A 13,988-nucleotide genomic window follows, 5' to 3' on the forward strand; every position below is an offset into this window, starting at 1 on the left:
GCCGATGCCCTCTGACAGCATCGCGATGGCTCAGACCATGGCCAACCGCTGCTTGCGTTGTGGCGCGCGAAACGCTTGGTCCAGCGCCTCCAGATCCCCGACTTCAAGCTGCAATTGCGCCGCTTGGGCATTGAGCTGCACGTGCTCGGAACGGACCGCCTTGGGGATGGCGATCACGCCGTTCTGACGCAGAATCCATGCCAGCGCTACCTGCGCAGGTGTCGCCTCATGACGGGCGGCAATCTGCTTGAGCGTCGAGTTGGCCAGCATGTGCCCGCCCTGGCCGATCGGACAATAAGCCATTACCGGCATCCTTTGATGTTGGCTCCAGGGAAGCAAATCAAATTCGATGCCGCGTTCTTCCAGGTTATACAGCACCTGATTGGTGGCGCAGGCCGGTGAGGCCAGTTCTTCCAGGTCATCCAGGTCGAAATTGGACACACCCCAACGGCCGATCTTGCCATCTTCGCGCAGGCGTTCGAAGGCTTCGACGGTTTCCGCAAGGGGATAGTCGCCGCGCCAGTGCAACAGGTAGAGATCGATGTAATCGGTATTCAACCGCCGCAGGCTGCGCTCGCAGGCCTGGGGGATGCCTTTGCGGCTGGCGTTGAAGGGATAGACCTTGCTGACCAGAAAAACCTGGTCGCGAAGGCCTGCGATGGCTTCACCCACCACTTCTTCAGCGCCTCCTTCGGCGTACATTTCAGCGGTGTCGATCAGGGTCATGCCCAACTCAATGCCCAAACGCAACGCTGCAACTTCCTTTGTGTGTCGGGAGCGTTCCTCTCCCATGCGCCAGGTTCCTTGGCCGATGACCGGCACATGGCTGCCGGCCAGCTCAAGAGTACGCATGAATCCTCCTTACCGAAGCCCGATCGATACTTCAGTTGGCAGCAAAATAGTCCGGTGGTTCCGTGGATCTCTCGAAAGATCGCAGCCTCCGTAGGAGCTGCCGAAGGCTGCGATCTTTTAATCTACAGGGTAGAAAACTTGTACACCGTAGTCTGGCTATAGCGCTTGCCCGGATCCAGCCGTGTGGACGGGAAGTTCGGCTGGTTCGGCGAATCCGGATAATGCTGGGTCTCCAGAGTAAACGCCCCCCAATGCGGATAAACCTTGCCAGCCTTGCCCTTGACCGTGCCATCGAGGAAGTTGCTGGTATAGAACTGTACACCCGGTTCAGTAGTGTAGAGCTGCAAACGACGCCCGGATTGCGGATCGCTGACATCGGCGGCGAGTTTGCCCAGATCACCCTTGGCGTCCAGCACCCAATTGAAATCGAAGCCACCTTGTTTCGGTTCGGCGAATTTCAGCTGCGGGTGATCAGCCTTGATGTGTTGACCGATGGCGGTCGGTTGGGTGAAGTCCATGGGTGTGCCGGCGACCGGGGCCAGCTCGCCGGTGGGAATCAGTTTGCCGGTGACCGGCGTGTAACGGGCTGCATGCAAAGTCGTAAGCTGCTTCAGTACGTCGCCGTTGCCCGCGCCGGCCAGATTGAAGTAACTGTGGTTGGTCAGGTTCAGCACGGTGGGTTGGTCGGTGCTGGCCTTGTACTCGATGCGCAACTCATTGTTCTCGGTGAGGCTGTAGGTGACTTCGGTTTTCAGGTTGCCCGGGAAACCCATTTCACCGCCCGCCGACAGATACGTCAGGGTCACGCCCACCGAATCCTTGCCTTTGCTCGGTTCGGCTTTCCACACCCGTTTGTCGAAACCCTGGGCCCCGCCGTGCAGTGAATTGCTGCCGTCGTTGAGTGGCACCTGATAGCGCTTGCCGTCCAGCTCGAAGGCACCGTTGGCCAGGCGATTGCCGAAGCGGCCGATGGTCGCGCCGAAGTACGCGGTGCCGCTTTGATAACCCTGCACGTCGTCGAAGCCCAGCACCACATCGTCGAGCTTGCCGTTTTTGTCCGGCACTTTCAGCGACTGCAAAATCCCGCCGTAGGTAATGACCGTGGCTTGCAGGCCATGGCTGTTGCGCAAGATGTATTGCTCGACGGGCGTGCCGTCATTGGTTTTGCCGAAGGCTTTCTGTTCGCTGGACAAGCCGGCGGCATGAGCGGGGAGGGTGGCGATCATCAGGGACAGTCCGAGGCCGGAGAGCAGGTATCGTGATTGAAGCATGGTTGACCTTCCTTTTTGTTGTTTTGTGAGAAGTAGTCATACTAATAATCGAGTTTTAACGCGATCAAGGAAGGATTTATAGCTTATCTATGCAGTGTTGCAATCATAAAGTATGACTAATGCGAAGCCGTTTTCACGGTGATCCGCGTTTGCGGACCACCGGCACTGCACTTTTTCGGCTTTCGCGGTTCTATCCTTGGCCAGCCCGCGGCGATCCCCACCGCCGGCCCATGCCCAAGTTCAAGAACCCATGGCTCGAGTTTTACCCCGCTTTACCCCGCACATTCGCCGTTATTGCTTGCTGTTGATTGGCCTGTCGATGCTCTTCGCCAGTGGCTGCAGCCATCAGCCGGGCAACGATATCGTCAGCCAGTTTCGCAACGGCCAACCCCAGGAATTCCTCCAGACCAGCGTCGACCGCATGGCGACCCTGACGATGCGTGACAACCTCGAAAGCCTTTACCTGCTGATGAACAAGCTCTACCTGCGCAACCCGGAGGAGCTGAAGAAATCCGGCTTCCTCGATGTCGGCACCGCGGAAAAGCAAGTGCGCATGGCCATCGAACAGCAAGAGCCGCTACCCACTCTCGGTGGCAAAAAAGACCTGGCCGCGCTGAGCTATGCCATGAGCCCGGAATTTCTCGGTGACCGGGTCGGTGCCTTCATCTATGCCATCGGCAGCATGCTGGTCACCGCTCATGGCAATCGGCTGGAGTTCTACATGACGGATGCGATCAACCCGACCTTCGTCAGCAATGCCGCGCGCAACATCGAGAAGGCCACCTGGATCTTGAGTCAGCGGCAAAACAAGCAAGGCGAGCCGTTGCTGTTTTCCAACGAAATCTCGGAGGAGGGCAGCAACCTGAGTTTTGCCGTGGAGTTCGGCAAGATCGTCGCGCGGCTGGACCTGTTGACCCAGATGCTCGACGAACGCTACCGGCGGATCGGCCTCAACTACGCCCAGAGTTTGCTGTTCCTGAATTTCTTGCCAGTGCAGTAAAACGAGGGCTGAACCCCAATCCCCTGTGGGAGCGGGCTTGCTCGCGAAGGCGTCGTGTCAGTCACCATGAGTATCGACTGACACGACGCTTTCGCGAGCAAGCCCGCTCCCACAAGGGGATGTGGTGGAGAGGGGAAACTGTGTTCGGACCCCATGAGTTGGCATAACGATAGACCGCATCGATATAAGTGGTTATAAGAAAAATCGCTATGCTGCGGGCCAGATTTTTCCTGCGGTCGATGTGGACGGATTAATGGATTTTGTTAACTTCGGGTTGGTCGTTGCCGGGCTGGTGGTCGGTTTTATCGTCGGCATGACCGGCGTGGGCGGCGGGTCGCTGATGACCCCGATCCTGCTGTGGTTCGGGATCAACCCGGCGACGGCGGTGGGCACGGACTTGCTGTACGCGGCCATTACCAAATCCAGTGGTGTGCTGGTTCATCGCAAGAACAAAAACATCGACTGGGCGATCACCGGTTGGCTGACCCTCGGCAGTGTGCCAGCGGTGGCGCTGACGCTGTGGTTTTTGAGCAGTTTGCAGACCTCGCCCGACGCGATGAACGCCGTTATCAAACAAGCCTTGGGCTTCGTATTGTTCGCCACGGCGCTGGCAATTTTCTTCAAGAAGCGCTTGCTCGATTTCGCCCACAAACGGGCGGGCGGGCATTACAACCCCAGCGGTTCGCGGTTGAATGTGCTGACCGTCATCACCGGTCTGATCCTGGGCACCATGGTGGCCCTGACCTCCATCGGCGCCGGCGCCCTGGGCACCGTCGCGCTGTTCATCCTGTATCCGCTGCTGCCTACTCGCCGCCTGGTCGGCACCGAAATCGCTCACGCAGTGCCCCTGACCCTGGTCGCCGGCCTGGGCCATGCGAGCATGGGCAATATGGATTGGCACGTTCTGGGCTACTTGCTAGTCGGCTCGCTGCCGGGGATTTACCTGGGCAGCCATTTGACCGGGCGGATCTCCGACGAACTGTTGCGTCCATGCCTGGCCACGATGCTGGTGCTGATCGGCTACAAGCTGGCGTTCTGATCCGGCACCGTATAGATCGCTGAATTTAGCGGAATCATGCTCTCGCTGGCGTAGTCAAAACTATGACCACGCTGAGATGAGGTCATGACGTCTATGAACAGCCCCGTAAACGATCTTCTACGACGGTTCCGCCGCCCCCGCGGCGAGCCACCCGGCAACGCGGCCGAAGTGCTGCGCCGTCATGCCGAGCCGTTGCCTGCACTCGACTCACCTGAATTCGGCGAACTGTTCGACCGCTTTGGCGATGCCAGCGTGGTGCTGATCGGCGAAGCCAGCCACGGCACCCAGGACTTCTACCAGACCCGAGCGGCGATCACCCGCCGCCTGATCGAGCAGCACGGCTTCGGCATCGTCGCGGTCGAGGCCGACTGGCCCGATGCAGGGCAGATCGATCGATGTGTCCGCGACCTGGGGCGCTCCGCCTGGAAAAAACAGGCCTTCGCCCGATTCCCCACCTGGATGTGGCGCAACACGGCCGTGCAGACCTTTACCCGTTGGCTGCACCACCATAATCGCGGCTTGGCGCTTGAGCAGCGGGTGGAATTTCGCGGGCTGGACGTTTACAGCATGCGTCACTCCATCGACGAAGTACTGGGCTATCTCGATAAGACCGACCCGCAGCTGGCGAAGGAGGCCCGCCATCGCTACAGCTGCCTTACGCCGTGGCATGACGACCCGGCGCTGTACGGTCATTTCGCCGAACGGGGCAATATGGCCACGTGCGAGGACGCTGTGGTCGAGCAATTGAATGTGCTGCTGGGCGAACGGCTTGATCCGATGGTCGCCGACGACGAAGAGTTTTTCAGCGCCACCCAGAACGCCCGCGTCGTGCGGGCCGCCGAGCAGTATTACCGCGCCATGTACCGAGGCTCGACCGCCTCGTGGAACCTGCGTGACCTGCACATGTTCGACACCTTGCAAACTCTGATGGAGCATCGCGGGGCAGGCGCCAAAGCGGTGGTGTGGGCGCATAACTCACACATCGGCAACGCCGCCGCCACGCAAATGGGCTGGGAGGGGCAGTTCAACATCGGCCAGTTGTGCCGCACGGCCTACGGCTCACAAGCGGTGCTGATCGGCATGGGCACCGACCACGGCACCGTCGCTGCCGCCGACGACTGGGATGAGCCGATGCAGGTCAAACAGGTGACCCCGGCATTGGCCGACAGCTGGGAACAACTGTTTCTCAAGGCCGGCATCCCCGCAGCACTGCTCGACTGGCGGACGTCACCGAGCGAGGAATTGCTGGACGTGCTGGCCGAGCCATTACTTGAGCGTGCCATCGGCGTCATCTATCGCCCCAGGACCGAGCGCCAGAGCCATTACTTTCAGGCCGTGCTGGCGGAGCAGTTCGACGCTTTCGTCTGGATCGAAAAAACCCATGCGGTCTCGCCATTGCCGGCGCCTGAGTTCATGGAGCACGAGGACGACACCTTTCCGTTCGGTATATGACGTATCTCTATTCCCGGGTAAACATCTCCAGCAGATGCCCGTCCGGGTCATCGAAATACACCCGTCGGCCACCGCCGTAATCATTCATCTCGTTGGGCCGTTGTTTGCCAGGATCTGCCCACCAGGGCTGTTTGCGCGCTTGCAGGCGAGCGAAAGCCGCATCGAAGTCTTCGTCGCCAATCAGGAACGCATAGTGTTGGGAGGCAATCGGCGGGTCGTTGTTGTAGAAATCCAGCGACACACCGTTATCGAATTTGACCACCAGCATTGGCCCGAACGGCTCGGGATCGGGCAGGCCGAGGAGGTCGGTCAGGTAGCGGGCCGACACCTGTTTGTCACGGCACCAGACGATGGTGTGGTTCAGCTGAGCGCTCATGGAAAAATCCTCACGGCGAATCAGGTCGTGCAAGTCGAGCCATGAGATTAGCTCAGGCTGTTGCGCAATGACCGCCCTGACCTAAGCTTGGGGCAAGGCGAACACAATTGCAGTGCATCACCCGGAACGTTCGCCGCGATGCGCAATCATTAGAGCGTGGATATCAAAAGGAGATGCGCATGCTCATCAGGTCTTTGACCCTGGCTACTCTGCTGGCTTTCGTCGGCCCCCTGTTCGCCGCCGATAACGATTCCCCTCTGGTTAAAGACGTGGGCAGGGCCCGTCCCTTGATTGTCATCGCGCCCAGTTCGGTCGATCCCACCTGGGTCAGCCTGAAAAAGTCACTGGATGAACCCGCCAGTCGCCAGGGCTTCACCGAGCGAAACATGGTGCTGTACACCGTGATCAATACGATGGGCCAACGCGACGGCAAAGACCTCGACCCGCAAACGACGATGGCGTTGATCCGCTCGCTCAATCTGGGCGCCGGGGCGAAGAGCAAAATCATCCTGGTCGGCAAGGACGGTGAAAAGAAGCTTGTAAAGGATGCGGTCGAGCTGAAAGAGATTTTCAGCACCGTCGACCAGTTGCCGGCGGCCGAGAAAGAAGCAACGGTACCGGTGCCAGCACCGGTGGCTGAAGTTGCACCGGCCAAAGGTGCAAAGGGCAAACCGGCGAAACCCGCCAAACCGCCTGAAATGCCGGATGATTGAATTGCCACTGAACTCTGTGGTGATCTTTTCAGGAAGGAGGGATGACTGTGAGGGGATTAGTCCTTCTTCCAGAGGGTGTGTTGAAAATGACTGAGGTGGTCGTTTCAACCGCCTCAGCCCTCTGGTAGACGGTCCTGACTGTTTTAAGGTCGAGCCAGCAAATGACGGATTACATTAACCAATACAGGTGAGAAGGGCTGCAGGCGCCCGGCATCAGGCGTTTGCAAGTCCTCCAGAAGTAAGCCCAAGAAATCTTCGTCCTCATTCTGCAGCTCGTCGGGTGGCAGGTTCTGGGTATAAATCAACGCATCAACCAGAGTTTTACGTGCGCCGACAAGACCACGATTGCTTTCCTCGGTATGACCCAGATTCAACGCCTCAATGGAAGTATTGGCTCGGTCGGTATGCCCCTTCACCAGTCCAGACAGATAGAACTTCAACTCGGTTTCGCATTCATCCATCAAAGGTGTCAGTGGCAGTGCTCGCGTGCCTCGACCGTGGCCGCATTGATGGGAGCGTTGGCAACTTGCGATTATGTTGGATAAGTCTAAAGTGCGATTTTGCGCGCGATCCTGGGCCTCAATGTGCTCGTTATGAGCGTCGTCAATCGTGATTGCCTGGCAGCAATACGCACATAAGCCGTATTGTTCCGAGATACACGCTGAGCGAATGGACCGACTCTCTTCAACGGGTAAATCCCGGTAACGTAATGTGCTGTTCAAGCGCTTCCATCGAGTCAGCGCCTCCGGCTCAATACCCTTGTTGATCTTACGCACGACGCAACTCCAGTTTTCGGATCAATAGTGCGGCTTTCGCCAGCTCCAGATGACCGTCAGAAAGCTCCAGTGAGAGTTCGGAAAACAATTTCTTCGCTTCGTCCAGATCACCGTCCTGCAAGCGCTCCATCAACCGATTCAAGCGCTGCTGCACCTCGCTGTTGCGGATGTCGGTGTCCATTACTTCCAACAGAACCTGATTAGCATCAAGTCCATAAAGACCATTGTGCTCTCGTAGTTCCCCGTCATTCAGCACGTAACACAGCACATCCTTTGCGTCGCTGATGACGAGCGGAGAGTGCGTTGTCAGCACAAACTGGCAATTGGGAAAGGTCTCTCTTAACTGCCGAATCAAACTGCGCTGCCATTTGGGATGCAGGTGCAAATCGACTTCGTCGATCAGTACGATGCCATCGCCTTCTAACGGATTGTCCAAAGACTGATTCATCATCGCCAGTCGGCGCGCGATATCCCCGACTAACGCCATCATGGATTTTTCACCCTGTGAGAGCTGGGAGACGTTAAGCGTCGCGCTGTCTTTGTCTATCGCCATGTGCAGGCGTGGCTTGCGCTGCACTCGCAAGTTGCTGAAACCGGGCATGAACGCGGCGATGGCGGAGCGAACAGCTGTCAGCTGACGATCGCGGGAGGAGGCTTTCACTTGGGAAAGGGCTTTCCAGACCTTACTGTCCTTGCCGAATTTGTCGGAGATCTCTGCCAAGGCTGCGTCGGACACGCCGGTTTCATTTTCGCTGTCTTCGCGCTCGCGAAACCATTCAAAGAAACGTCGAAAATCTACGCCACGATTCAACGAGTTGTCATAGCCGTCCAACTGATCAAATGTATGTTTGGTTCGGATTTTCAGGGGGATTTCCAGAACCGAACGTTCAACCGGATAGTAGGCAATCAACGGAAGTGATGCTTTATCAAACGCGGTAAGTTGGTTTCGGTAGTGGTCCGCCAGACGACTCACACCTCCTAACGAGCTATGGATATGAGCCTTGCGCCCCTGCCTGCCGCGGGCAATGCCCCACGTGAACAGAGCATCTTCGGGGTTCGCATCGGGAGGACTCGAGCGCGCCTGTGACTCGTCTTCTATGCCAATCAAAATTAATGCAGATGAAGCACCGTTTCGAATGTCTTCTTCTGCCAGGTGATTGCCATTGCCTTTCTCAGTACGAATTCTGGCGACCAACCAACTCAGTGAGGTGGCCAGCGACTTTAAAAGAGTGGTTTTACCGGCGCCGTTGTTCCCCACCAGAACCGTCACGTTTGAGGGGTGTTTCGCGGTAGGGGCCAAGGAAACGGTCAAATCGGTGAACCGACCGACATCCTTGAGCTTGAAGCTGGTGATTTCCATTACAACGCCCTTTGGGGGTCAGTCGGTTTGAAGGCTTGAGCGCGCATTATGTCATTCCCTGCTACGGATTGATCCGATGCCGTTTAGATACAACGGTTTCGGTCGCATCACAACGGTCATCAATAAAAAGTTAGTTGCAGTGTATGCCCATGAAAATGAGCTGGGGCAAAGGACTGCAATTGCGTCGGACATTTCCTGCAAAACGCAGAGCACTTCATGAACTGGTGCGCTGGCGAGCATGCCGATAACCTTCTCCAGCCGCTGCAAAATCAGTGGTCGGATGTGGAAGTCCGGTGAGTACCGAGAGCGCATGTGCACCTGTAAACACATGTTGGCGTTTTTTTATGCCAACATTGTTGCTTATGGCGGCTGTGCGCAGGAGCACTCTTGAGTGCACTGGGTTTCTCTCGGTATCCCGGACTTCCACACCTGCGTACAGCTGCCACCCTCTCTGTGGAAGTGAGATCGGCAGTTTTCTTAATTACCGAGGTTCTTCACCCATGAAAAAAATAACTCCTAACCCGCCCGAAACCCCAACCGATTCCGACCCCCTAGATCCCGTTCCACTATCTGAAATCACCGAGCCCGCCGTCAGCGCTCGCTTACGTAACCCCAACCACGCTGACCCTATCAGCCATATCTTCACCATCGTCCCCGGCGTCCATACAGAAACCCTGCTAAGCCACGCCTGTGAAACCCTCGCATCCCTGAACGTGCTGATCACCGACCTGGCCTGCAAGCTGGAAAGCTCCAACCGCAACGTGGCGCTGTCGATCCAGCAGTTGGCGGTAGTCGCGCAATTGCTGGTGAACCGCGCAATGGACAACATCGATTCGTCCGAAGGCGCGTCTGCCATTCAGCCAAGCACTCAACATTGATCAGGGAGGTTCCGTTATGGCTCGATACATGCCGATTACGGGCATCGACTGCACAATTGCATCGTTGCTGATTGATACCGAGGCGCCTGTGGACGTGTTGCATGACACAGCGGCCTATCGCATCAGAAGCGTGACCCAGCTATTGGAAACCCTGTCCATCGGCGAAGGGATCAGCCGCGATGCATTGCTGTTGCAGGACTTCGCGCGGGTGCTGGCGATTCCAATGCGCGACGGTTGTGATTTGATGGATGTGATCGGGCGCCGATTGCGGGCGCAGGTTCAAGTGCAGTAAAGAAAAATGGGCGACCTCAAGAGGTCGCCCATTTTGTTTGCCAACGCCAAACCCTGTGGCGAGGGGGCTAGCCCCCGTTCGGCTGCGCAGCAGTCGTAAACCCGGCATCAGAGGTCTATCTGATACAACGCGGTGGCTGGTTTGGGGCCGCTGCGCAGCCCAACGGGGGCTAGCCCCCTCGCCACAGGTGCGCGGTTACCCAGCCTCGATGGATTGTCGGGATCATTCAGCCAGCGCATTCATTATTTCGTAAGCGATTTTGACTCGCTCCGGGTTCGGGTAGTTTTTGTTGGCCAGGATCACGATGCCGATGTCCTTCGCCGGAATAAAGGCTACATAGGCACCAAAGCCGCCGGTTGAGCCCGTTTTGTTGATCAGCGCCGTATTGTGTTGAGGTCGGGGCGGGTTCAGCCACTGGACCTCATGCGCCTCAAGCGCCATCTGCGACGAGTTGCCCGCCAGCAAGGTATCGAGCGTTACCGGATAGTTGTAGAACTCCCACCCCAACCCTTGAGTCATCTCGCCGACTTGGTAGTAGCCGGTGTGAGTGAGGGCGATAGCTTGCTGCAAGGGCTTTTCCAACGACGTCGGATTTATGTTCGCCTCAACATAACGAAGCAGGTCCGAGGCGCTGGTTTTCACGCCATACGCTTCGGAATCCAGCGCGCCCGGTTCGACCCGCACCGGTTTGTTGTCCTTGTTGTAACCCTGAGCGTAAAGCCCCATCTGATCCTGCGGTACCTTGAGGTAGCTGTGCTTGAGGCCGAGTTTCGGCAGCAAGGTTTTTTCCATCAGTTTATCGAACGGTGCCCCCATGCTGTGGGCCGCCAGATAGCCGAACAACCCAATGCTGGGGTTTGAATATTGGCGATGAGTGCCGGCGGCGTAGGTCGGTTTCCACTGCTTGAAATAGCCGAGCATCTTGTCCTGATGGTCCGCATCACCGGGGAATTGCAGCGGCAGGCCACCAGCGGTGTAGGTGCCGAGTTGCAGCACGCTGATGCTGTCGAACGCGCTGCCACGCAATGTTGGCAGCACCTGACTGGCTTTGTCCGACAGGGGCAGTTTGCCTGTCGCCTGGGCATAGGCGGCGAGGGTGGCGGTGAAGGTTTTACTCACCGAACCGACCTCGAACAGGGTGTCCTTTGCTACCGGGCGCCCGGTTTCTTTCGAGGCCACGCCGTAGTTAAAGTAATGCTGCTTTCCGTTGAGCGTTATGGCCACGGCCATGCCGGGAATACCCTGGGCCTGCATGACAGGCCGGATGGCGTCGTTAACAATCGTCTCGATGGGCTGATCCGTCTGGGCCGCGGCAACACAATGGCTGGCGCCGAATACCGCCACGCAAGCCGCAAGAATCTTCAATCTGGCCGTACTTCTGTTGTTCGTCATTGTTTCAATTCCATGATTTTTCGTGGTGTTAACCGCTACACTCCGAGCGGTTTTTTCAAGCTTGTCCGCTGCTGGGCGAGCCAAATCTATGCAGTTTGGCGAAGACCGACAAACGACGATATTTCGGATGAGCCATTAGAAAATTTTGGGAGTTGGCATGATTCGACCTCATCTGCCGCTGAATGCGCTACGCGCTTTCGAGGCTTCGGCGCGCCATTTGAGTTTTACCCGGGCGGCGGTGGAGTTGTGCGTCACGCAGGCAGCGGTTAGTCATCAGGTCAAAAGCCTTGAAGCCCAGCTTAACGTGACTTTGTTCAAACGCCTGCCCCGAGGCCTGATGCTGACCAGCGAAGGTGAAACCCTGCTGCCGGTGTTGCGCGAATCCTTCGACCGGATCGCCGAGACCCTGGAGCGTTTCGAGGGCGGGCATTTTCGTGAGGTGCTGACGGTGGGCGCTGTGGGGACTTTCGCGGTCGGTTGGCTGTTGCCGCGATTGGCGGACTTTCAGAAGAAACATCCGTTCATAGATTTGCGCCTGTCGACCAATAACAACCGGGTGGATGTGGCCGCTGAAGGTCTGGATTACGCCATTCGATTTGGCGCGGGGGCGTGGCATGGGATCGAAGCGGTACGGTTGATCGAGGCGCCGCTGTCGGTGCTCTGCGTTCCCGAGATTGCGCGGCAATTGCACACACCGGCCGATCTGTTGCAGCAAACGCTGTTGCGTTCCTATCGCACGGATGAGTGGCCGGAGTGGTTTCAGGCGACCGGTCTCTCGGCCCATGCCGCACCGCCCCGGAGCATCGTCTTCGACTCGTCGCTGGCGATGATGGAAGCGGCATTGCAAGGGGCGGGCGTAGCATTGGCGCCGCCCTTGATGTTCTCTCGACAACTGGCGGCGGGTGCAATCGAGCAACCGTTCGCCATTGGGATCACCACGGGCAGCTACTGGCTGACCCGCTTGCAGTCGCGCCCTGAAACGTCGGCGATGGCCGCGTTCAAGGACTGGTTGCTGCGAGCTTCGCATTAATACAAAACCCTGTGGGAGCGGGCTTATGTGGCGAGGGGGCTTGCCCCCGTTGGAGTGCGCAGCACTCCCAATACCATCACCGGGTTTCGTCTTAAAGAACCGATTGGCCATTTTTGCGACTGCTTCGCAATCGAACGGGGGCAAGCCCCCTCGCCACACAGGCTCTCCCACAGGGATTGAGGTGCTTTCAGTAGCCTATCGCACCAGGCACGGCCGCTTGTTATCGTATTTCCACCCAGGAATCAGAAACTGCATCGCCACGCTGTCATCCCGCGCGCCCAGCCCCATGCCTTTGTACAGCTCATGGGCCTTGGCCAGTTGATCGATGTCCAGCTCAACCCCCAGGCCAGGTTTTTTCGGCACCTGCACGCAGCCGTCGACGATTTGCAGTGGCGCTTTGGTCAGGCGTTGGCCGTCCTGCCAGATCCAGTGGGTGTCGATGGCCGTGATCTCACCCGGCGCAGCCGCCGCGACGTGGGTGAACATCGCCAGTGAAATATCGAAGTGGTTGTTGGAATGCGAACCCCAGGTCAGGCCCCATTCGTGGCACATTTGCGCGACTCGAACCGAGCCTTGCAGGGTCCAGAAGTGCGGGTCTGCCAAAGGAATATCCACAGACTGCAACTGGATGGCATGACCCATTTCCCGCCAGTCGGTGGCGATCATATTGGTCGCGGTTTTCAGGCCCGTGGCACGACGGAACTCGGCCATGACTTCACGGCCCGAGTAACCGTTTTCCGCACCGCATGGGTCTTCGGCGTAAGCGAGAACGTGATGCTGATCCCGGCACAGGCGGATCGCTTCTTTGAGCGACCAGGCGCCATTCGGATCAAGGGTGATGCGCGCATCGGGAAAACGTTCGGCGAGGGCGGTGACCGCTTCGATTTCCTCGTCGCCACTTAACACGCCGCCCTTGAGTTTGAAGTCCTTGAAGCCATAACGGGCGTGGGCAGCTTCGGCCAGGCGCACCACGGCGCCGGCGCTCATGGCTTTTTCGTGACGCACACGGAACCAGTCGTTATCGGCGTCCGGTTCGCTGCGGTAGGCCAGATCGGTTTCGTTGCGATCACCAACATAAAACAGATAACCGAGCATCTTCACTTCGTCGCGCTGCTGGCCTTCGCCGAGCAGGGCCGCGACCGGTACGTCCAAATGCTGGCCGAGCAAGTCGAGCAGGGCGGCTTCAAGGCCAGTGACCGCGTGAATGGTGATGCGCAGGTCGAAGGTCTGCAGGCCGCGACCGCCAGCATCGCGATCGGCAAAGGTCTGGCGCACTTGATTGAGGATCTTCTGGTACGTGCCGATCGGGCTGCCGACCACCAATGAGCGCGCGTCTTCCAGCGTCTGGCGAATGCGCTCGCCACCTGGCACTTCACCGACGCCGGTGTGGCCGGCGTTGTCCTTGAGGATCACGATATTGCGGGTGAAAAACGGGCCGTGGGCGCCGCTCAGATTGAGCAGCATGCCATCGTGACCGGCCACCGGCACAACCTGCATGCTGGTGATGATCGGGGCTTTTGCGGCTTCTTGTGGGTTCATTTTCTTGTCCTTAAAACC

At 58.0% G+C, this 13,988-nt stretch carries 14 protein-coding genes; 7 read left to right on the forward strand and 7 right to left on the reverse strand.

Translation table 11 applies throughout. From position 1 onward, the window contains the following. Positions 1–30 precede the first annotated feature (30 nt). Positions 31–852: an aldo/keto reductase gene (locus PMI30_RS10705; RefSeq protein WP_008011374.1), complete on the reverse strand. Its 822-nt coding sequence runs from the start codon at positions 850–852 to the stop codon at positions 31–33. 122 nt (positions 853–974) lie between these two features. Next, the gene (locus PMI30_RS10700) at positions 975–2,123 is read right to left on the reverse strand and encodes an aldose epimerase family protein (RefSeq protein WP_008011376.1); all 1,149 of its coding nucleotides are present in this window, start codon (positions 2,121–2,123) and stop codon (positions 975–977) included. 250 nt (positions 2,124–2,373) lie between these two features. Between PMI30_RS10700 and PMI30_RS10695 the strand changes: the two genes are divergently transcribed. The 3 genes from PMI30_RS10695 to PMI30_RS10685 all read left to right on the forward strand — a co-directional run bounded on the left by PMI30_RS10695 (position 2,374) and on the right by PMI30_RS10685 (position 5,614). Beyond that, the gene (locus PMI30_RS10695) at positions 2,374–3,123 is read left to right on the forward strand and encodes a hypothetical protein (RefSeq protein ID WP_008011377.1); all 750 of its coding nucleotides are present in this window, start codon (positions 2,374–2,376) and stop codon (positions 3,121–3,123) included. 253 nt (positions 3,124–3,376) lie between these two features. Further along, entirely contained in the window at positions 3,377–4,162 is a 786-nt protein-coding gene (locus PMI30_RS10690; RefSeq protein ID WP_008011378.1) for a sulfite exporter TauE/SafE family protein, read from the forward strand. A 93-nt stretch (positions 4,163–4,255) separates the two neighbouring features. Then, positions 4,256–5,614: an erythromycin esterase family protein gene (locus tag PMI30_RS10685; protein ID WP_032835699.1), complete on the forward strand. Its 1,359-nt coding sequence runs from the start codon at positions 4,256–4,258 to the stop codon at positions 5,612–5,614. Between the two features lie 7 nt (positions 5,615–5,621). Here PMI30_RS10685 and PMI30_RS10680 read toward each other — a convergent pair whose 3' ends face one another. Beyond that, positions 5,622–5,990: a VOC family protein gene (locus PMI30_RS10680; RefSeq protein WP_008011380.1), complete on the reverse strand. Its 369-nt coding sequence runs from the start codon at positions 5,988–5,990 to the stop codon at positions 5,622–5,624. 179 nt (positions 5,991–6,169) lie between these two features. On the opposite strand from PMI30_RS10680, the gene PMI30_RS10675 reads away from it, so the two are divergent. Beyond that, the gene (locus PMI30_RS10675) at positions 6,170–6,703 is read left to right on the forward strand and encodes a DUF4174 domain-containing protein (RefSeq protein WP_008011381.1); all 534 of its coding nucleotides are present in this window, start codon (positions 6,170–6,172) and stop codon (positions 6,701–6,703) included. Positions 6,704–6,846: 143 nt separating this feature from the next. On the opposite strand, the gene PMI30_RS10670 is transcribed toward PMI30_RS10675, so the two are convergent. Next, positions 6,847–7,479 carry a hypothetical protein gene (locus PMI30_RS10670; RefSeq protein ID WP_008011382.1) on the reverse strand — a complete coding sequence of 211 codons (633 nt, stop codon included), beginning with the start codon at positions 7,477–7,479 and terminating at the stop codon, positions 6,847–6,849. Then, positions 7,472–8,839 (reverse strand): AAA family ATPase, encoded by a 1,368-nt coding sequence (locus tag PMI30_RS10665; protein WP_008011383.1) that lies wholly within the window; start codon positions 8,837–8,839, stop codon positions 7,472–7,474. Before PMI30_RS10665 ends, PMI30_RS10670 begins: the two co-directional genes overlap by 8 nt. A gap of 500 nt (positions 8,840–9,339) precedes the next feature. Here PMI30_RS10665 and PMI30_RS10660 point away from each other — a divergent pair, with 500 nt between their 5' ends. Continuing rightward, positions 9,340–9,717, forward strand: coding sequence for a DUF6124 family protein (locus PMI30_RS10660; protein WP_008011384.1), 378 nt, complete (start codon positions 9,340–9,342; stop codon positions 9,715–9,717). A 16-nt stretch (positions 9,718–9,733) separates the two neighbouring features. Beyond that, positions 9,734–10,009, forward strand: coding sequence for a hypothetical protein (locus PMI30_RS10655; RefSeq protein WP_008011385.1), 276 nt, complete (start codon positions 9,734–9,736; stop codon positions 10,007–10,009). A 222-nt stretch (positions 10,010–10,231) separates the two neighbouring features. Here PMI30_RS10655 and ampC read toward each other — a convergent pair whose 3' ends face one another. After that, positions 10,232–11,401, reverse strand: a complete 1,170-nt coding sequence (gene ampC, locus PMI30_RS10650) for a class C beta-lactamase (RefSeq protein ID WP_008011386.1) — start codon at positions 11,399–11,401, stop codon at positions 10,232–10,234. A 157-nt stretch (positions 11,402–11,558) separates the two neighbouring features. Between ampC and PMI30_RS10645 the strand changes: the two genes are divergently transcribed. Next, entirely contained in the window at positions 11,559–12,431 is an 873-nt protein-coding gene (locus PMI30_RS10645) for a LysR family transcriptional regulator (protein ID WP_008011387.1), read from the forward strand. Between the two features lie 195 nt (positions 12,432–12,626). Here the strand turns inward: PMI30_RS10645 and gudD are convergent, their stop codons facing one another. Next, positions 12,627–13,970, reverse strand: a complete 1,344-nt coding sequence (gene gudD / locus PMI30_RS10640) for a glucarate dehydratase (protein WP_008011388.1) — start codon at positions 13,968–13,970, stop codon at positions 12,627–12,629. Positions 13,971–13,988: the final 18 nt, after the last annotated feature.

This window comes from Pseudomonas sp. GM50, assembly GCF_000282375.1.
Classification (GTDB): Bacteria; Pseudomonadota; Gammaproteobacteria; order Pseudomonadales; family Pseudomonadaceae; genus Aquipseudomonas.